At 68.9% G+C, this 18,507-nt stretch carries 18 protein-coding genes; 9 read left to right on the top strand and 9 right to left on the bottom strand.

The genetic code is table 11. The annotated features are described in order from the left end of the window. The first annotated feature begins 5 nt into the window (after positions 1–5). The gene (locus ASG12_RS12410; protein ID WP_045823103.1) at positions 6–281 is read left to right on the top strand and encodes an Lrp/AsnC family transcriptional regulator; all 276 of its coding nucleotides are present in this window, start codon (positions 6–8) and stop codon (positions 279–281) included. A 21-nt stretch (positions 282–302) separates the two neighbouring features. Here ASG12_RS12410 and trpD read toward each other — a convergent pair whose 3' ends face one another. Together trpD and ASG12_RS12420 are read right to left on the bottom strand one after the other, a co-directional pair. After that, positions 303–1,412, bottom strand: a complete 1,110-nt coding sequence (gene trpD, locus ASG12_RS12415) for an anthranilate phosphoribosyltransferase (protein WP_082501946.1) — start codon at positions 1,410–1,412, stop codon at positions 303–305. Between the two features lie 56 nt (positions 1,413–1,468). Further along, the gene (locus tag ASG12_RS12420; RefSeq protein ID WP_156378081.1) at positions 1,469–1,933 is read right to left on the bottom strand and encodes a hypothetical protein; all 465 of its coding nucleotides are present in this window, start codon (positions 1,931–1,933) and stop codon (positions 1,469–1,471) included. An 81-nt stretch (positions 1,934–2,014) separates the two neighbouring features. Between ASG12_RS12420 and ctaE the strand changes: the two genes are divergently transcribed. From ctaE to qcrB, 4 genes are all read left to right on the top strand, one after another. After that, positions 2,015–2,626, top strand: a complete 612-nt coding sequence (gene ctaE, locus ASG12_RS12425) for an aa3-type cytochrome oxidase subunit III (RefSeq protein ID WP_082501947.1) — start codon at positions 2,015–2,017, stop codon at positions 2,624–2,626. 67 nt (positions 2,627–2,693) lie between these two features. After that, the gene (gene qcrC, locus ASG12_RS12430) at positions 2,694–3,623 is read left to right on the top strand and encodes a cytochrome bc1 complex diheme cytochrome c subunit (protein ID WP_045823106.1); all 930 of its coding nucleotides are present in this window, start codon (positions 2,694–2,696) and stop codon (positions 3,621–3,623) included. Between the two features lie 35 nt (positions 3,624–3,658). Further along, a complete protein-coding gene (gene qcrA, locus ASG12_RS12435; RefSeq protein WP_055790810.1) occupies positions 3,659–4,849 on the top strand; it encodes a cytochrome bc1 complex Rieske iron-sulfur subunit in 1,191 nt (396 codons plus the stop codon). Beyond that, positions 4,846–6,474 (top strand): cytochrome bc1 complex cytochrome b subunit, encoded by a 1,629-nt coding sequence (gene qcrB / locus ASG12_RS12440; protein ID WP_045823107.1) that lies wholly within the window; start codon positions 4,846–4,848, stop codon positions 6,472–6,474. The genes qcrA and qcrB overlap by 4 nt, the downstream gene beginning before the upstream one ends. Before the next feature lie 291 nt (positions 6,475–6,765). Here qcrB and ASG12_RS12445 read toward each other — a convergent pair whose 3' ends face one another. Genes ASG12_RS12445 through ctaC form a run of 3 tightly spaced genes read right to left on the bottom strand, consistent with a single transcriptional unit; the run spans position 6,766 to position 8,930 of the window. Then, complete coding sequence (locus ASG12_RS12445; RefSeq protein ID WP_235456728.1) at positions 6,766–7,359, bottom strand: GNAT family N-acetyltransferase; 594 nt, start codon at positions 7,357–7,359, stop codon at positions 6,766–6,768. A gap of 15 nt (positions 7,360–7,374) precedes the next feature. Beyond that, positions 7,375–7,791, bottom strand: a complete 417-nt coding sequence (locus ASG12_RS12450; protein ID WP_055789976.1) for a cytochrome c oxidase subunit 4 — start codon at positions 7,789–7,791, stop codon at positions 7,375–7,377. Then, positions 7,788–8,930 (bottom strand): aa3-type cytochrome oxidase subunit II, encoded by a 1,143-nt coding sequence (ctaC, locus tag ASG12_RS12455; protein ID WP_408068748.1) that lies wholly within the window; start codon positions 8,928–8,930, stop codon positions 7,788–7,790. The genes ASG12_RS12450 and ctaC overlap by 4 nt, the downstream gene beginning before the upstream one ends. Before the next feature lie 270 nt (positions 8,931–9,200). On the opposite strand from ctaC, the gene asnB reads away from it, so the two are divergent. Beyond that, positions 9,201–11,129, top strand: coding sequence for an asparagine synthase (glutamine-hydrolyzing) (asnB, locus tag ASG12_RS12460; protein ID WP_055789980.1), 1,929 nt, complete (start codon positions 9,201–9,203; stop codon positions 11,127–11,129). Between the two features lie 77 nt (positions 11,130–11,206). On the opposite strand, the gene ASG12_RS12465 is transcribed toward asnB, so the two are convergent. From ASG12_RS12465 to ASG12_RS12475, 3 genes are all read right to left on the bottom strand, one after another. Further along, on the bottom strand, positions 11,207–12,181 hold the full coding sequence (locus tag ASG12_RS12465) for a carbohydrate kinase family protein (RefSeq protein WP_200932777.1): 975 nt from the start codon (positions 12,179–12,181) through the stop codon (positions 11,207–11,209). 188 nt (positions 12,182–12,369) lie between these two features. Beyond that, positions 12,370–12,738 (bottom strand): HesB/IscA family protein, encoded by a 369-nt coding sequence (locus tag ASG12_RS12470; RefSeq protein WP_045823110.1) that lies wholly within the window; start codon positions 12,736–12,738, stop codon positions 12,370–12,372. A 140-nt stretch (positions 12,739–12,878) separates the two neighbouring features. Then, positions 12,879–13,991 (bottom strand): glycerate kinase family protein, encoded by a 1,113-nt coding sequence (locus tag ASG12_RS12475; protein ID WP_055789984.1) that lies wholly within the window; start codon positions 13,989–13,991, stop codon positions 12,879–12,881. A 115-nt stretch (positions 13,992–14,106) separates the two neighbouring features. On the opposite strand from ASG12_RS12475, the gene ASG12_RS12480 reads away from it, so the two are divergent. The 3 genes from ASG12_RS12480 to ASG12_RS12490 are packed head-to-tail and all read left to right on the top strand — an operon-like array spanning position 14,107 to position 17,326. Next, entirely contained in the window at positions 14,107–14,808 is a 702-nt protein-coding gene (locus ASG12_RS12480) for a DUF3043 domain-containing protein (protein WP_055790818.1), read from the top strand. A 5-nt stretch (positions 14,809–14,813) separates the two neighbouring features. After that, positions 14,814–16,571 (top strand): nicotinate-nucleotide--dimethylbenzimidazole phosphoribosyltransferase, encoded by a 1,758-nt coding sequence (gene cobT, locus ASG12_RS12485; protein ID WP_443089093.1) that lies wholly within the window; start codon positions 14,814–14,816, stop codon positions 16,569–16,571. Beyond that, on the top strand, positions 16,568–17,326 hold the full coding sequence (locus tag ASG12_RS12490) for an adenosylcobinamide-GDP ribazoletransferase (RefSeq protein WP_055789987.1): 759 nt from the start codon (positions 16,568–16,570) through the stop codon (positions 17,324–17,326). Before cobT ends, ASG12_RS12490 begins: the two co-directional genes overlap by 4 nt. A 20-nt stretch (positions 17,327–17,346) precedes the next feature. On the opposite strand, the gene ASG12_RS12495 is transcribed toward ASG12_RS12490, so the two are convergent. Next, the gene (locus ASG12_RS12495; protein ID WP_055789989.1) at positions 17,347–18,450 is read right to left on the bottom strand and encodes a branched-chain amino acid aminotransferase; all 1,104 of its coding nucleotides are present in this window, start codon (positions 18,448–18,450) and stop codon (positions 17,347–17,349) included. Between the last annotated feature and the right edge of the window lie 57 nt (positions 18,451–18,507).

Below are 18,507 nucleotides of genomic sequence, written 5' to 3' on the forward strand. Positions count from 1 at the left end.
GGACGATGATCACGGCCATCGTCCTCATCTCCGCCGACGTCCACGCCATCGACGAGACCGCGCAGGCCGTGGCCGACGTCGAGGGCGTTCGCGAGGTCTACTCCTGCGCAGGCGACGTCGACCTCATCGCGACGGTCGCGGTCCGCGACCACGAGCAGATCGCTGCGGTCGTCACCGGCACCATCAACAAGCTGCCCGGGGTACGCCACACCGCGACCCACATCGCCTTCAAGACGTTCTCCAGCTCCGACGTCGACGCCGGGTTCTCGATCGGCGAGTGACCGTCGGCGGCGGGCGGCGAGCTAGCTGAACGCCGCCCACCGCGTCAGCAGATCGGCCGCCGCCCCGCTGTCGATCGCCCCGGCCGCCCGCGTCATCGCGGACTCGATGCGGCCGTAGAGGTCGCCCTCGCCGAGTGCGACGGTGTCGGACCGCTCCTCGGCGGCGAGATCGTGGGCGACGATCGCCCCCGCGGCGTTGAGCAGCACCGCGTCACGAACCGGGCCGGGGGCGCCTGCGACCAGATCGCGGGCCACCCCGGCGTTGTGTTCGGCATCGCCACCGCGCAGGTCGGCCGGATCGCAGCGCGCCACGCCGATGCGGGTCGGGTCGAACGTCGACACCTGCACCGAGCCGCGCGAGGCCGCCCACACCGTCGAGGTCGTCGTCGTGGTCAGTTCGTCGAGACCGTCGTCGCCCCGCACCACCAGGACCGAGTTCCCCCGCCGCGCGAAGGCCTCGGCGACCACCGGCGCCAGATCGGCGAACGCACACCCCACGAGCCCGCTCGAGGGCTGCGCGGGGTTGGTGAGCGGACCCAACACGTTGAACACCGTCGGGATGCCGATCTCCTTGCGCGGGGCCGAGGCGAACCGCAGCGCCGGGTGGAACACCGGGGCGAAACAGAAGCCGATCCCCAGCGTCGCGACGCTGTGGGCGACGTCGGCCGCCCGCAGGGTGATGTCGACACCGAGGCTCTCCAACACATCGGCCCCACCGCTGCGCGACGACGCGGAACGGTTGCCGTGCTTGACCACCGAGACCCCTGTCGCGGCCACCACGATCGACGCCATCGTCGAGATGTTGACCGTGTTCGACCGGTCACCACCGGTGCCGACGATGTCGACCGCGGGGGAGTCCACCGCGACCCGCACCGAGTGCGCGAGCATCTCCGCGGCGAGCGCGTTGAGTTCCTCGGCCACCGGACCCTTGATCTTCAGAGCCACACCGAAGGCGGCGATCTGGGCGGCGGTCGCGTTGTCGGACATGATCTCGTTCATCGCCCAGCGCGCCCACTCGGCCGACAGGTCGACGCCGTCGGCGAGTGCACCCAGAACCGACGGCCAGGTCGCGGCGACGGTCTCCACGACACCGGGCTGAGCGGCCGTACTGCGGTCACCACGGGGATTCATGACGGTGAGCGTATTCGCCTCCCCGTGGGCCCCGCGCGCACCGGTTGGGCGACCGGTCAGGACTCCGGGCGCTGCAACACCTGCCAACCGAGCACGGTCCCGTCGTGGCGGGCGCCGAGGCCGGCCATCCGAGAACGCTCCTGCGAACAGTGCAACGCGTCGACGAGCTGCGTACGCGCCAACGCGACACGCTCCATGCCGGGCCCCGCCTCCGGGCCGGCGATGCCGTCGGCGTCGACGACCTCGTAACCGTCCTGCGCCGCGGTCTGCGCCACGGCGTCGATCTGTTCGGACGGCACCAGCAGGAGATGTCTCAGCACCGCCTGGTCGGGTTCGCGCCACGCCGAGTCCGCGAGCACCGACGAGGCCGCCGCGGTGTCGTCGAAACACTCGGCGACGACGACGAGATCGGGATCACCCGGGACCGGCTCCGACGACGCCGCCGAACCACCCCGCAGGCGTCCGAACAGGCGTTGCAGACCCCCGGTCGCAACCGGGTGTCCGTTCAGGTCACGGGCCATGAGCAGCACTCCTCGATCATTTGCGACATTTTCTCCCACCCAGCTGGTGTTCGGTTACTACGAACCGTCATACTTCAATCTGTGACTAGCGCTGCAGGTACCTCGGGCACAGCCATCACCTCGAGGGTGCACTCTCTGAACCGTCCCAACATGGTCAGCGTGGGCACCATCGTCTGGCTGTCCAGTGAGCTCATGTTCTTCGCGGGATTGTTCGCGATGTATTTCGTCGCCCGAGCGAATTCGGGTGGCAACTGGCCCCCGGAACCGACGGAGCTGAACCTCTTCCTGGCCATCCCTGTCACGGCGGTCCTCATCCTCTCGTCGGTGACCTGCCAGATGGGCGTGTTCGCCGCCGAGCGCGGTGACGTCTTCGGTCTCCGCCGCTGGTACATCCTCACCTTCATCATGGGCGCGTTCTTCGTCGCCGGTCAGGGCTACGAGTACTACCACCTGGTGCACGAGGGCACGACGCTGTCGTCGAGCGCCTACGGGTCGGTCTTCTACATGGCCACCGGTTTCCACGGTCTGCACGTCATCGGCGGTCTGGTCGCGTTCATCTTCCTGCTGATCCGTACCAAGCTCAGCAAGTTCACCCCGGCGCAGGCCACCGCGGCGATCGTCGTGTCGTACTACTGGCACTTCGTCGACATCGTGTGGATCGGCCTCTTCGCGACCATCTACTTCATCCGGTGATCCGACGCCGAGACATCTCGGCCGACGATCGCACGCTCGCAGCCCGCAACCACCAGAGAGAGCAGAGATGAGTTCTTCTCCCCCGCCCACCACGGCCGACGACTCGGTCGACGGGGTCGGCGCCGGCAACCCCGGCACCCAGCGCACCGATGCCCGGCGCGCCAAGTCGCGTCGCAAGCTCCGTCGTCGTGCGACCGGCGCCCTGCTCCTCCTCGCGGGCCTGATGGTGGCCGGTGGACTCGCCACGGCGATCACCCCGACCCCGCAGGTCGCCACCGCCGATGCGCAGACCAACGCCGCGCTGATCCAGGACGGCAAGAAGCTCTACGAGACCTCGTGCATCACCTGCCACGGTCGCAACCTCGACGGCGTCCAGGACCGCGGGCCCTCGCTCGTCGGTGTCGGTGACGCGTCGGTCTACTTCCAGGTGTCCTCGGGCCGCATGCCCGCGGTGCGCGGTGAGGCCCAGGCCGCCCGCAAGCCGGCCAAGTTCACCGAGGCCCAGGTCGACCAGCTCGGCGCCTACGTCCAGTCGGTCGGCGGCGGTCCGTCGGTCGTCTACGAGCACAACGCCGACGGCACCGTGAAGGTCGAGAACGGCTACCCGGTCAAGGCCATGGGCGAACTGCGCGGCAACGACATCGGGCGCGGCAGCGAGCTGTTCCGCCTGAACTGCGCCTCGTGCCACAACTTCACCGGTCGCGGCGGAGCCCTGTCCTCGGGTAAGTACGCGCCCACGCTCGACCCGGCGAACGAGCAGCAGATCTACACCGCGATGCTGACCGGCCCGCAGAACATGCCGAAGTTCTCCGATCGTCAGCTCACGGAGGACGAGAAGAAGGACATCATCGGCTACGTGAAGTACGCCAGCGAGACCAACCCGCAGGGTGGCTACGCGCTCGGCGGTTTCGGACCGGTGTCGGAGGGAATGGCGATGTGGGTCGTCGGCGTCATCGCCGTCGTCGCATCGGCGATGTGGATTGGATCGCGTTCATGAGCGACGAGCAGAAGCCGAGGGATCCGGACGAGGAGATGACCCCGCAGAACGCGGAGGGCACCGATCATCCGCCGACCTTCACCCGCGACGAGCTCGAGAAGATGAGCAACGACGACCTGGTGAAGCTCGGTACCAACCTCGACGGCGTGGAGATCATCCATCGCCGTGAGCGGTTCCCCGTTCCCGGCACCAAGGCCGAGAAGCGCGCCGAGCGTTCGGTGGCGATCTGGTTCGCGCTGTCGGGCATCCTCGCCGTCGCGTGCTTCGTGATCTTCCTGTTCAACCACTGGCACTTCGTGCTGCCGGGTGGCAAGAACTACTTCCTGTACACGCTCAACACACCGTTGCTGGGCATCACCTTCGGTGGCTCGATCCTCGCGATCGGCATCGGCCTGGTGCAGTACACGAAGAAGTTCATCCCCGAGGAGATCTCGGTCCAGGACCGCCACGACGGCGGGTCCAACGACGTCGACCGCGCGACCACCGTCGCGCTGCTGTCGAACGCCGGCAGCACATCCACCATCGGTCGGCGCAAGCTGATCATCGGCTCGGCCGCGTTCGGTGTCGGTGCGTTCGCACTGACCGGCGTCGTCGCGCTTCTCGGCGGCATCGTCAAGAACCCGTGGGCCAAGGGCAAGGACTCCGATCTCTGGCACACCGGTTGGTCGCCGATCTACAACGATCCGAAGTCGCCGAACGAGACCGTGTTCCTGCGCCGCGACACCGGCGACCCGAACCAGGTCGTCCTCGTGCGCCCGGAGGATCTCGACGCCGGCGCCATGGAGACCGTCTTCCCGTGGCGCGTGTCCGACGGTTTCGGTGAGACCGAAGAGTCACGTGAGAAGTTGCACAAGGGCCTGAGACTGGTCCGCAACCCGGTCATGTTGATCCGCCTGCGCCCCACCGACACCGCCAAGGTGATCAAGCGCAAGGAGCAGGAGAGCTTCAACTACGGCGACTATTTCGCCTACACAAAGGTGTGTTCGCACCTGGGATGCCCCACGTCGCTGTACGAGCAGCAGACCAACCGCATCCTCTGCCCGTGCCACCAGAGCCAGTTCAACGCACTGGAGTACGGCAAGCCGATCTTCGGACCCGCTGCGCGGGCACTGGCGCAGCTCCCGATAACGGTGAACAATCAGGGATACATGGTTGCAGCAGGTGACTACATCGAGCCCGTCGGACCCGCCTTTTGGGAGCGGGGCCAGGGGAAGGACAAGCCATGAGCGTCATAGCTGACCGCGCGGCCACACAGGCCAACGAGGTCGACTCCCGTTACCACCTCGCCGCCGGCGTCCGGCGACAGATCAACAAGGTCTTCCCGACGCACTGGTCGTTCCTCCTCGGAGAGATCGCCCTGTACAGCTTCGTCATCCTGCTGATCTCGGGTGTCTACCTGACCCTGTTCTTCGACCCGTCGATGGCGGAGGTGACCTACAACGGGTCCTACCAGCCGCTCAACGGCGTCGAGATGAGCAAGGCCTACGCCACCGCGCTCGACATCTCGTTCGACGTGCGCGGCGGTCTGTTCGTCCGTCAGATCCACCACTGGGCGGCACTGCTGTTCGCCGCGGCGATCATCGTGCACATGGCCCGCATCTTCTTCACCGGTGCGTTCCGTCGCCCGCGTGAGGCGAACTGGGTCATCGGCTGCTTCCTGCTGATCCTGGCCATGTTCGAGGGCTTCTTCGGTTACTCGCTCCCCGACGACCTGCTCTCGGGCACCGGCGTCCGCGCCGCGATGTCGGGGATCGTGATGGGTATCCCGGTGGTCGGCACGTGGGTCCACTGGGCCCTGTTCGGTGGCGACTTCCCCGGCGAGATCATCATCCCGAGGCTCTACATCCTCCACGTGCTGCTGTTCCCGGGCATCATCCTGGCGCTGATCGGCGCTCACCTGGCGCTCGTCTGGTACCAGAAGCACACCCAGTTCCCCGGCCCCGGCCGCACCGAGAAGAACGTGGTCGGTGTCCGCATCCTCCCCGTCTTCGCGGTCAAGTCCGGCGCGTTCTTCGCCGTCACCTTCGGCATCCTCGCGATCATGGCGGGCGTCTTCCAGATCAACCCGATCTGGGTGCTGGGTCCGTACAACCCGGCGCACGTCTCGGCCGGTTCGCAGCCCGACATCTACATGATGTGGACCGACGGCATGGCGCGTCTGATGCCGGCGTGGGAGATCTACTTCGGCAACACCTACACGATCCCGGCCATCTTCTGGGTGGTGGCGATCATCGGTGTGGTGTTCACCGTGATGTTCGCCTACCCGTGGATCGAGAAGCGCCTCACCGGCGACGACGCTCACCACAACCTGCTGCAGCGTCCGCGTGACGTCCCGGTCCGCACCGCGATCGGGTCGATGGCCCTGGCGTTCTACGTGGTGCTGACGCTGTCGTGCATGAACGACATCATCGCGCTGAAGTTCCACATCTCGCTCAACGCGACCACGTGGATGGGTCGTATCGGCCTGATCGTCGTGCCGCCGCTCGCGTACTTCATCGCATACCGCTGGGCCCTGGCACTGCAGCGCAGTGACCGCGCGGTCCTCGAGCACGGCATCGAGACCGGCATCATCAAGCGGATGCCGCAGGGCGAGTACATCGAGGTGCACCAGCCCCTCGGCCCGGTCGACAGCCACGGACACCCGATCCCGCTCCCCTACGAGGGTGCGGCGCTGCCCAAGCGGATGAACAAGCTCGGGTCCGCCGGCGCACCCGGTACGGGTTCGCTGATGGTGGCCGACCCGATCGAGGAGCAGAAGCGCAACGCAGAGATCGAGCACGAAGCCCATCGGCAGGAGCACGAGGCACTCGCCAAGCTCCAGTCGCGCGGCGGGAACATGCTCGAGAAGTAGGGGTCCACTCCCCCACTCCGCACGCCGCGACGGCCGGTGAATCCCTGAGGGGTTCACCGGCCGTTGTCGTTTCCCACCCGCCGACCGTGCACTTGTTCGCATCGATCGGGCAGGTAGATGCATCGAGCGGGCAGCTGTTCACGTCGAGCGGGCACATCCCCGCGTCTCAGTGCATTCGACGGCGACGTCCGCCCGGTGGACGCCGTTTCCTGCCCGATGGACGTCGTTACCTGCCCGATCGACGCATATAACTGCCCGATCGACGTCGCTATCTGCCCGATCGACGGATGGTCACCAGGGGTCGCCGCGGCGGCGGTCGGCCACCAGGACGGCGCCGAGGTCGATCGTGCCCGTCCGGATCGGCGCTCCGAAGACGAGGACACAGTCCTGGTCGTCCGGCGTGTCCACGACACCCTCGGCCACGACGGCGCGCAGAGGCCCCTCCCAGGGCACCCAGCCGCGCGACCGATAGAGCCGCATGCCCGCCTCACTGGCCGCGAGAGCGCCGATGTCGTACGCGGCGTCCACGATGTCCTCCACGGCCGCCATGAGGGCTGCACCGAGTCCCTGGCGCTGCGCTGCGGACGACACCGCCACCGCCTCGACGTAGCCGACTCGCCAGACCCGGTCCCCCACGGCGAGCTGTCGTTGCACCACCGCGGCGTGTCCGAGGACGTCACCGGACGCTCCCTGCGCGATCACGTGCATCCCACCCAGTGCGTGATCCCAATCGTCATCGTCGAAGTCGCCGGCGAAAGCGTCGGTCATCAGCGCGCGGATCGCGGCGAGATCGGACGCGGAGAGGTCGGCGGTGTGGGCACGACGAAGGGCAGGTGTCGCGGCACCTGCCCTGTCGATGTTGCGTTCGTGCGGCTCAGCCGGCACGAGTGATGATCGTGATCAGTGCTTCTCGGCGCCGACGTGGTACTCGAAGACCAGTCCGCCGACAGCCATGACGATCGCGACGACCGCGGTGGCGGCGAGCCAGAAGTTCACCGTGGCCATGGCGACGGCCAGTAGGGCCGCACCGAGGGCGATCGCGATGGGCCACCAGCTGCCGGGGCTGAAGAAGCCCAGTTCGCCGGTGCCGTCCTCGATCTCGGCCTCCTCGTAGTCCTCGGGCCGGATGTCGACACGACGGGCCACGAAGCGGAAGTAGGTGCCGATGATGAGCGTCAGGCCGCCGGTCATCACCATGCCGGTGATGCCGACCCACTCGACGTTCTTGCTCGACAAGCCGGTGCAGACTCCGTAGAGGATCGCCGCGCCGAAGAAGAAGATCGTCAGGATCTCGAAGAGACGAGCCTCGATTTTCACTGCTGAGCTCCTACCGTGCAGCCGGGGATCGATGTGTTGTTCGCATCGCCGTTCGTCTGCGGCGTCGTCGTCCCGTCAGTGCTGCGACGGGTGTCGAACGGATGCGTGGTGATCGAGACCGGGGTCTCGCAGATGTTCTGCAGCGCCTGGGCGTTGGTCGCCGTCGGGTTGGCCGCGCGGTAGGAGATGTAGGTGTCGAACTTCTCCTTGCTGACCGCACGCACCTCGAAGTTCATCATCGAGTGGTACGTGCCGCACATCTCCGCACACCGGCCGACGAACGCACCGGGACGGTCGATGGAGCTGACCTGCCAGCGGTTGTCGGTGTGGTTCTGCTTCGGGAACGGCATGACGTCGCGCTTGAACAGGAACTCGGGCACCCAGAAGGAGTGGATGACGTCGGCGGAGGCCTGCTCGAACTCGATGCGCTCGCCCACCGGGAGCACCAGAACCGGGATCTCGTCGGACGTACCGACGGTCTCGATGCGGTCGAACTTCAGGTAGTTGCGGATGTCGTCGTCGCGACCGTTCGCGGGCAGCGGGACCTCTTCGCCCTCTTTGTTCTCGCGGGGCAGCTGCTCCTCGTAGGGGCTGCCGTTGCGCAGGAAGCCCTCGTACTTCTGCCCGTTGCCCATCTCGACCGTGCGGTACCCGAACTTCCAGTTCCACTGGAAGGCGGTGATGTCCACGACGACCTTGGGATCGGACTTCTTCGCCTCGACGCTGTTCTGCACGATGATCGTGAAGTAGAAGAGCACGGCGATGATCACGAACGGGATCGCGGTGTAGGTGAGCTCCAGCGGCACGTTGTAGGCCGTCTGGCGCGGGAACTCCTCGTCGGCGCTGAGCTTGCCGGTGCCCTTGCGGCGGTGGAACGAGATCGTCCAGAAGGTGAGCGCCCAGACGATGATGCCCATCACGAGGGCGGCGATCACCGACCACGTCCACAGGTGCCGCATGTCCTCGGCCTCCGGCGTGACGCCTTCGGGCCACCCGAAACGCATCGCCTCCGAGGCGCTGCACCCCGACATCAGCAGTGCGCCGACTCCCAGGAGGAGCAACGCGTAGACCCTCTTCACCCTGCGACGACCTGTACCGGTCGCCGTCAGCCGTGGCCGTCCACCGTGTGTCACTGTCACGCCTTCCCGCATGTCGAACACCCACTCGCGCAGATGCGCTGCGCCGGTCCGCTGTGGGCGTTCTCGGCGTGGTGCATCCAGTACTACGCAGCGTAGACCAAGTGTCGCCGACTTTCGTGATCGGGGTTTGGTGGGCATGGCCACCCCTGCCGAGTGCGGCATACTCGACGGCGTCCGAGCGGTCGCCGAGCACCCGTCCCCGACCCCTCGCGGGGTCGGATCCCCGGGTCCGACGGCACCGATTCCCGACCTCGATCGGAGTGTTCTCACGTGTGTGGCCTGGTGGGCTTGCTGACCAGCGACGGCTCCGGCCGGCGCCTACGCGAAGGGTTCCCCACGGCGCTGCACTGCATGCGACACCGAGGTCCCGACGAGCCCGGCGGGACGTGGAGCGACGACGATCTCGTCCTCGGGTTCAACCGGCTCGCGTTCATCGACATCGAGCACTCGCACCAGCCGTTGCGGTGGGGACCGCCGGAGTCGCCCGACCGGTACGCGCTGACCTACAACGGCGAGGTCTACAACTACCTCGAACTGCGGGCGCAGCTCGCCGCCGACGAGGGCGCGGTCTTCCACACCGAGGGTGACGGCGAGGCCGTGGTCGCGGCGTTCCACTACTGGGGCCCCGGCGCGGTCGCCCGGTTGCGGGGGATGTTCGCGTTCGCGATCTGGGACACCGAGACCCGGACCCTCTTCCTGGCCCGCGACCCGTTCGGCATCAAGCCGCTGTTCATGGCGACCGGCCCGGGCGGCACCGCCTTCGGCAGCGAGAAGAAGAGCATCCTCGCGCTGCTGGACTCCGTCGGCGGCGACCGCGACCTCGACCCCCGCGCGATCGAGCACTACACGGTCCTGCAGTACGTCCCCGAGCCCGAGACGCTGCACCGCGACATCACGCGGCTCGAATCCGGATGTCACGCGACGCTGACGCCGGGCTCGGCGCCGCGGATCCAGCGCTACTTCACCCCACAGTTCGACATCCGCCCGTTCACCTCGGGCGGCGAGCAGCGTCGCTACGACGAGATCGCCGAGGTGCTCTCAGACTCGGTCGCCAAGCACATGCGCGCCGACGTCACCGTCGGCTCCTTCCTCTCCGGCGGCATCGATTCGACCGCCATCGCCGCGCTGGCCATCCGCCACAACCCGGACCTGATCACCTTCACCACCGGATTCGAACGCGAGGGTTACTCCGAGGTCGACGTGGCCGCGGAGTCGGCCGCGGCGATCGGCGCCCGGCACATCGTGAAGGTGGTGGGTCCGGCCGAGTTCGCGTCGGCGATCCCCGAGATCGTCTGGTACCTCGACGATCCCGTCGCCGACCCGGCGTTGGTGCCGTTGTACTTCGTCGCCCAGGAGGCCCGCAAACACGTCAAGGTGGTGTTGTCCGGCGAGGGGGCCGACGAGCTGTTCGGCGGCTACACCATCTACCGGGAACCGTTGTCGCTCAAGCCGTTCGATCGTCTCCCCGGCGGACTGCGTTCCGCGGCGGGACGGCTGTCGGCGCGCATCCCCGAGGGCACCCGCGGCAAGAGCCTGCTCCATCGCGGGTCGATGACCCTCGAGGAGCGCTACTACGGCAACGCCCGATCGTTCGACGACGCCCGACTGCGCGCGGTGCTGCGGGGATACCGCCCCGAATGGACCCACACCGACGTCACCGCCGATCTCTACGCGACGACCCGCGGCTGGGATCCGGTGGCGCGCATGCAGCACATCGACCTGTTCACCTGGTTGCGGGGCGACATCCTCGTCAAGGCCGACAAGATGACGATGGCGAACTCGCTGGAGCTGCGGGTGCCGTTCCTCGACCCGGAGGTCTTCGAGGTCGCACAGCGACTGCCCACCGACCAGAAACTGGCCCACGGCACCACGAAATACGCGCTACGGCGCGCACTCGAGCAGATCGTCCCCGGCCACGTCCTGCATCGCAAGAAGCTGGGTTTCCCCGTGCCGCTGCGGCATTGGCTCGCCGGCACCGAGTTGCACGACTGGGCGCGCGAGACCATCGCGCACTCGCAGACCGATGAGATCTTCGACAAGGCCGCGGTGCTGGCCATGCTCGACGAGCACCGCGCGGGCACCGTCGACAACAGCCGGCGGCTGTGGACGGTCCTGGTCTTCATGGTGTGGCACGGCATCTTCGTCGAGGGCTCCATCACCCCGACCATCGCCGACCGCGAGTACCCGGTCACCCTGTAGCCCCACAACGACAGACGCCGCCCGGCCTGGGAACGATCCCCCGCCCGGGCGGCGTGTCTGTCGTGTGAGGTGACGCGTCAGGCGACGACGGCACCGATCTCGGTGGCCGCGTCCTCGCCATAGGCGTCGGCGATGCGCTTCAGCGCCGAGTCGCGGTCCCAGGTCCAGTCCTGCGGGGCGACGGTCTCCAGCACCAGGACGGCCACGAGCGACCCCAACTGCGCCGACCGCTCGAAGCTGAGCCCGGCGGCGTTGCCGACGAGGAAGCCGGCACGGAAGCCGTCGCCGACTCCGGTGGGGTCGACCTTCTTCGTCTCGGGGACCACCGCGATGTGGGTGCGGGTGCCGTCGCGCTCGATGATCTCGGCGCCGTCCTTGCCGAGGGTGGTGATGCGGGTCTGCACCTGCTCGGCGACCTGCTCGGAGGTCAGATCGGCCTTCTTCTGCAGCAGGCCCCACTCGTACTCGTTGGTGAACAGATAGGTGGCGCCGGCGATGAGCTTCCGGATCTGCTCGCCGTCGAGCAACGCGAGCTGCTGCGACGGGTCCGCGGCGAACGGGATCTCCAGATCGCGGCACGCCTGGCTGTGGCGGACCATGGCCTCGGGATCGTCGGCGCCGATCAGGACCAGTTCGGGCTTGCCGACCTCGTCGGACAGGTCCGACAGCGAGATCTGCCGGGCCTCGGCCATCGCACCGACGTAGAAGCTGGCCAGCTGGGCCATGTCGTCGTCGGTGGTGCACATGAACCGCGCGGTGTGGGCGTTGCGCGACACCCGGACACCGCTGCAGTCGACACCCTTGCTCTCGAGCCACGACCGGTAGTCGTCGAAGTCACTGCCGACCGCGCCCACGAGCAGCGGTGACGCACCGAGGACGCCCATGCCGTAGGAGATGTTGCCGGCCACGCCGCCACGGCGGATGACCAGTTCCTCCACCAGGAAGCTCAGTGAGATGTGATGCAGGTGCTCTTCGAGGAGTTGCTCGGAGAACTTTCCCTTGAACCGCATCAGGTGATCGGTCGCGATCGACCCGCAAATGGCGATGGCCACGGCAGTCAAACCCTTTCGTCTGCGTTTATCGGCACACCCCCGAGCACGCACGACGCCCCCGGGGTTCGTGGCCGAACCCGGGCCCAACGCTACAGCGCCCGTCACACATACCTGTGGCCCGCACCGAAGTCGGTACGGGCCACAGGGGCGAACACGTCGTGGTGGCGGTGATCACACCGCCGTCGGCGTCAGTTGAACGAGTCGCCGCAGGCGCAGCTGCCGGTCGCGTTCGGGTTGTCGATGGTGAAGCCCTGCTTCTCGATGGTGTCGACGAAGTCGATGGACGCGCCCTGCACGTAGGGCGAGCTCATGCGATCGACGGCCAGCTTCACGCCGCCGAAATCCGAGATCTCGTCACCGTCGAGGCTGCGGTCGTCGAAGAAGAGCTGGTAGCGCAGGCCGGCACATCCGCCCGGCTGGACGGCGATGCGCAGGGACAGGTCGTCGCGACCCTCCTGGTCGAGCAATGCCTTGGCCTTGCTCGCGGCGGCGTCGGTCAGCCGGACGCCACCGGTGGTGGTCGTGGTGTCGGCGGTGGCCTGGTTGTCGACAGTCATAGCGGTCTCCTCGGTGTGCAGACAGTGTACGAGCGAGCGATGTTCTCGATTCGACGCAGATGACGGGCGGTTGGCCGCCCCACGCCGATGTCGCACGGGTGTCGTCGTACTCCTCGGCATCAACGGTACCCCTACGACTGCTATTCCGGCGGTCCGCCGGGGCCGGGGCGGGGCGTCGTCCAACCGCGCGCGATGTCTGTCACGAGTCGTTCGAGCAACGGCCCCGCCTCACCCATCGCGTGCTCGGTCGAATCGGCGATGTCGACGATCGCGTGCGCCTCGGCGATCCCGGCCTCGGTGATCGCCGTGCGCGCCAGCGTGACCTGCCCGGCCACCACGATCACCGGCACCGCATGCGCTGCCGCGGCGGATGCGGCGGCGGCCACGACCTTGCCGCGCAACGTCTGGCTGTCGAACCGGCCCTCGCCGGTGATGAGGACATCGGCGGCCGTGACCAGCGACTCGAAGCCGATGGCCTCGGCGATCACGGTCGCGCCCGACACCCGACGGCCCCCGAGAGCGAGCAGCGCCGCCCCCAGTCCCCCGGCCGCCCCCGCGCCCGGCTCGTCGGACACCGCGCGCCCGGCCACCGCGGTCAGTCGCTCGTCCACCTGCCTCATCCGGGCCTCGAGACGCGCGACGGTGTCGGTGTCGGCACCCTTCTGCGGTCCGAAGACCTGTGCCGCGCCCGATTCCCCGAGAAGCGGGTTCTCCACGTCCGACGCGACGATCAGGTCGACCGGCGTGACGAGGTCGGCGGCGGCCGCGAGGTCGGTGGCGGTCGCTCCCGCCGCGGCGGCGAGCGCCTCGAGCATCCCCACGCCGCCATCGGTGGTGGAGCTGCCACCCAGGCCGACGACGACGGTGGTCGCGCCCCGGGCCAGGGCGGCGACGACGAGTTCGCCGACCCCGTGGGTGGTGGCCGCCCACGCGGTGTCGGGGGTGGGGTGCCCGACCTGGTGTAGTCCGCAGGCCTGCGCGCACTCGATGTAGGCCGCGACCCGCCCGTCGTCGTCGTGGAGCAGCCACCGGGCATCGACCGGATCGCCGAGGGGACCGCGCACGGTGGTGGTGATCACCTCACCGAACCTGGTGGCGAGCACGTCGACGAAACCGGGACCGCCGTCGGACAGCGGCGCGCGGACCACGTCGTCTCCGGGCCGGCCGACCGTCCAACCGGCGGCGATCGCGTCGGCGGCGGCCACCGCCGTGAGGGTGTCGCCGAACGAATCCGGAGAGATCAGGGCCCGCATGGCCGAAGTATAGGAACGCGGGCCGCACCCGGCAGTCCGAGCGGACACCGCCGTCGCGGGCATGCAGTTCTCACCGGATGGGGGCGCCGGCGCCGCGATCAAATATCCTGACGGGGTGAAGCTGCCCTGGAGCAAGGAAGACGCCGGCAACGGCGACGGACGCGAGACCGACGGCGCCGGAAGTGGGGCCGACGGCAACGGGGCGGACCGTTCGACCACCGCGACCAAGTCCGCCACCGCGCCCAAGCGGACCGAGGGCAAGGGCCGACCGACGCCCACCCGTCGCGAAGCCGAGGGTCGACGCCGCGGGCCGGTCGCCCCGGCACCGCTGACGCGGGCCGAGGCACGCGCCCGCAAGAAGACGGTCGGCGGACCGAAGCTGAGCCGCGCCGAGAAGAAGGCCCAGTCCGACACCCGACGCACCGCTCGCGCCGAGCAGCGTCAGCGGATGATGGACGGCGACGAGAAGTACCTCATGCCGCGCGACAAGGGCCCCGTCCGCAAGTACGCGCGCGACGTCGTCGACTCACGCCGCAACTTCGCGGGACTGTTCATGCCGTTCGCGATCCTGCTCATCGTGGTCATGTTCCTGCCCGCGATCGCGGTGTACGCGACGCTGATCATGCTGATCTTCGCCCTGTTCCTCGCCGTCGACGGCGTGATCCTCGGCCGCATCGTCAACAACCGTGTGCGCGAACGGTTCCCGGACACCCCCGACGGCGGTTTCAAGCTCGGGTGGTACTCGTTCAGCCGCTCGATGCAGATGCGGTTCATGCGTGCACCCCGTCCCCAGGTCAAGCCCGGCGACGCGGTCTGACGTCGGTGCGCACGTTGGTTCTGGGCGGTATCCGCTCGGGTAAGTCGGCGTACGCCGAACAGATCATCTCCGCGGGCGGCGACGCCGTCCGCTACCTCGCCACCGCCGCGACCCCCGCCACCGGCGACCCGGACTGGGCACAGCGCATCGACGCCCACCGGGTTCGACGTCCGTCGTCGTGGACGACCGTCGAGACCGCCGACGTCGCCGACGCCCTGCGGTCGGACCCGGCGACGCCCACCCTCGTCGACGACCTCGGCAGCTGGGTCACCACCTACCTCGACGAGATCGGCGGATGGGACGACCCGTCCGTCGACCTGTCGGCCCGCACCGCCGACCTGTGTTCGGCGCTCGCCGCGTCGACCGGCGACGTCGTGCTGGTCAGTCCCGAGGTCGGGTTGTCACTCGTGGCACCGACACCGGCCGGACGCCGCTTCCAGGACGAACTGGGCGCGGTCAACGCCGCTGTCGCCGCCGTGTGCGATCGCGTGGTGCTGCTCGTCGCCGGGCGGGTCGTAGAACTCGACGATCCCGAGACCGTGTCGGTGGTCGCCGAGGCACCGTCGCGTGCCATCGATCCGGAGCCGGCGTCGGTGGCTGCTGCGCCGACCCCGGAGCCGGCGACACCCGTTGCGGTGGCGTCGTCAGACGCCACAGACGTCGCGCCGAGCACGGTGGGTGATCACCACGACGCCGCCGACGAGTTCGACATCGTGCCGTCACCGGATCACACCATCGGCGACGAGGCCCGCGGTCGACACATGATCCTGACCAAGCCCGCGGGTTCGCTGGGTCGGCTCGAGGAGATCTCCATCTGGGCGTCGGCGTGTCAGGGTGTCTGCCCGCCTGCGCCCTTCGCCCACCCGACGGTCGTGGTGTTCGCCGGCGACCACGGTGTCGCGCACGCGGGTGTGTCGGCGTACCCGCCCGAGGTGACCGGCCAGATGGTCGCCAACATCCTCTCCGGTGGCGCCGCGGTGAACGTGCTGGCGCGGCAGGCCGGGGTGGCCGTCCGCGTGGAGGACATCGGTGTCGATGCCGACACCGACGAGTCGGTACGCCGGTTCAAGGTGCGGCGCGGCTGCGGCGACCTCCGCACCACCGACACCCTCACCGCCGCGGAGACCAACGCCGCCCTCGCCAACGGTCGCGCGATCGCCGACGAGCTCATCGATTCCGGCGCCGACCTGCTCATCGCCGGTGATCTCGGCATCGGCAACACCACACCGGCCGCGGTGCTCGTGGGCACCATCACCGACACCGAACCCGTGGTGGTGGTCGGGCGCGGGACCGGCATCGACGACGCCGGCTGGATCCGCAAGACCGCGGCGATCCGCGACGGCATGCGGCGGGCCCGCGCGGTGTCGCGCTCCCCCATCGCACTGCTCGCGGCGGTGGCCGGCGCCGATCTCACGGCCATGGCGGGGTTCCTCGCCCAGGCCGCCCAACGCCGCACACCGGTCGTCCTCGACGGCCTCGTGGTCACCGCGGCCGCGCTCGTCGCCGAGGATCTCGCGCCCGGTGCGGCGCAGTGGTGGATCGCCGGTCATCGCTCGGCCGAGCCGGCGCATTCGATTGCGCTGCAACACCTCGCGCTCGAGCCGGTGCTCGAGTTCTCCATGCGACTCGGCGAGGGCAGCGGCGCGCTGACCGCCGTGCCGATCGTGCAGGCCGCGGTGGCCACGCTCGCCTCGATGGCCACGTTCGGCGACTCCGGGGTGAGCGAGCGATCCGCCGAGGCGGCGTCGACCGGGCGACGGTGACCACCGCCGGCCCGCTGCGCTCGGTGTGGCTGGCGGTGTCGTGGCTGACCGTGCTCCCGGTGCCGCAGCCGCGCACCGAGATCGACCGTGCGGCCGGGGCCGGTGCCATCGCGGCGAGCCCGCTCGTCGGTGTCGGGCTCGGAGGCGTGGCCGCGGGTGTCGCGGCACTGCTGTCGCCGACGGCGTTGCCCCCGATCGTGGCCGGGGCGCTCGTGGTCGCCGTGCTGGGGCTGCTCACGCGCGGAATGCACATCGACGGATTGGCCGACACCGTCGACGGCCTCGGGTGTTACGGCCCGCCGGAACGTGCCCGTGAGGTCATGCGCAGCGGCGGCGTCGGGCCGTTCGGTGCGGCCGCCCTCGTCGTGGTGCTGCTGGTGCAGGCCGGCGCCCTCGGCGCGCTGGTCGACGGCCACCACTGGTACGCGATCGCCGCTGCCGTCGCCGTGGGTCGACTGACCGTCCCCATCGCGTGTCGCCGCGGACTACCCGCCGCGACAGGAGGTTTCGGCGAACTCGTGGCCGACAGTCAGCGGTGGTCGATCGGCGTGTGGACGCTGCTCGCCGTGGCGTGTGCCGTGGCGGTCGACGTCGACAGTTGGTGGCGCGGGGTCGTCACGGTGGTCGTGATCGGCGTCGGCGCGTGGTTGCTGTCGGCGCACTGCGCCCGCAGGCTGGGCGGCGTCAGCGGCGACGTGCTCGGCGCGGGTGTCGAGATCGGCACCGCCGTCGCCTTTGTCGCCGTGCTGCTCTGAGGGCAGCACGGCGAGAGGGGTCAGCCTCGGTGGAGCTCGGTCATCCAGCCGTGGGTGTCGGCGAACGTGCCGCGCTGGATACCGGTGAGGGTGTCGCGCAGCGCGGTGGTGACCTCGCCGGGTCCGCCGTCGCCGATGCGGTAGTCGTCGGTGTCGCTCTTCACGCGCCCGACCGGGGTGATGACCGCGGCGGTCCCGCAGGCGAAGACCTCGGTGATGTCACCCGACGCCACACCCTTGCGCAGTTCCTCGCTGCTGACCTTGCGCTCCTCGACCGAGATGCCCGCGTCGACCGACAGCGACAGCAGCGAGTCACGGGTGACACCGGGGAGCAGCGATCCCGACAGCTCGGGGGTCACCAGACGTGCATCGGCGCCCGATCCGAAGACGAAGAACAGGTTCATCCCGCCCATCTCCTCGATGAAACGGCGCTCGATGGCGTCGAGCCACACCACCTGCTCACATCCGTGCTCGGCGGCCTGCGCCTGTGCGAGCAGCGATGCGGCGTAGTTACCGCCCGTCTTGGCGTCACCGATACCGCCCGGTGCGGCGCGCACATATTCCGACGACAGCCACACGCTGACGGGCTTCACGCCCTGGGCGAAGTAGGCGCCGGCCGGTGAGGCGATCACCACGTAGCGGTAGGTCTTCGACGGGCGGACGCCGAGCGCGGCCTCGGTGGCGAACATGAACGGCCGGATGTACAGCGAATCCTCGCCGCCGGGCGCCGGGACCCAGGCGTTGTCGGCGTCGAGCAGGGCCCGCAGCGAGGCGAGGAAGTCCTCTTCGGGCAGCTCGGGCATGGCCAGCCGCCGCGCCGAGGAGTTGAGCCGCCGCGCGTTGGCGTCGGGCCGGAACGAGGCGATCGACCCGTCGGGCTGCCGGTAGGCCTTGAGACCCTCGAAGATCTCCTGCGCGTAGTGCAGGACCATCGCCGACGGATCGAGGGCGATGGGGCCGTAGGGCAGCACCTGCGCCGAATGCCAGCCGCGGTCGGCGTCGAAATCGACGCTCACCATGTTGTCGGTGAAGTAGTTGCCGAAGCCGGGCGCCGCCAGGATCTCGGCACGGCGTGCCTCCGACACCGGATGCGGGTGCTCGGTTCGGGTGAACTCCATGGTCATCGGGCAATCCTAGCGCGTGGCACCTGTGCGTCGGCGTCGTCACCCGCGACCATGCGC

Source organism: Williamsia sp. Leaf354 (assembly GCF_001424365.1).
Classification (GTDB): Bacteria; Actinomycetota; Actinomycetes; order Mycobacteriales; family Mycobacteriaceae; genus Williamsia_A.

Coding starts and splice junctions, on each gene's coding strand:
- ASG12_RS12410 (WP_045823103.1), top strand. CDS start 6: ATGATCACGGCCATCGTCCTCATCTCCGCCGACGTCCACGCCATCGAC.
- qcrA (WP_055790810.1), top strand. CDS start 3,659: ATGACCCCGCAGAACGCGGAGGGCACCGATCATCCGCCGACCTTCACC.
- qcrB (WP_045823107.1), top strand. CDS start 4,846: ATGAGCGTCATAGCTGACCGCGCGGCCACACAGGCCAACGAGGTCGAC.
- ASG12_RS12420 (WP_156378081.1), bottom strand. CDS start 1,933: ATGGCCCGTGACCTGAACGGACACCCGGTTGCGACCGGGGGTCTGCAA.
- trpD (WP_082501946.1), bottom strand. CDS start 1,412: ATGAATCCCCGTGGTGACCGCAGTACGGCCGCTCAGCCCGGTGTCGTG.
- ASG12_RS12470 (WP_045823110.1), bottom strand. CDS start 12,738: ATGACTGTCGACAACCAGGCCACCGCCGACACCACGACCACCACCGGT.
- ASG12_RS12495 (WP_055789989.1), bottom strand. CDS start 18,450: ATGACCATGGAGTTCACCCGAACCGAGCACCCGCATCCGGTGTCGGAG.
- ASG12_RS12475 (WP_055789984.1), bottom strand. CDS start 13,991: ATGCGGGCCCTGATCTCTCCGGATTCGTTCGGCGACACCCTCACGGCG.
- qcrC (WP_045823106.1), top strand. CDS start 2,694: ATGAGTTCTTCTCCCCCGCCCACCACGGCCGACGACTCGGTCGACGGG.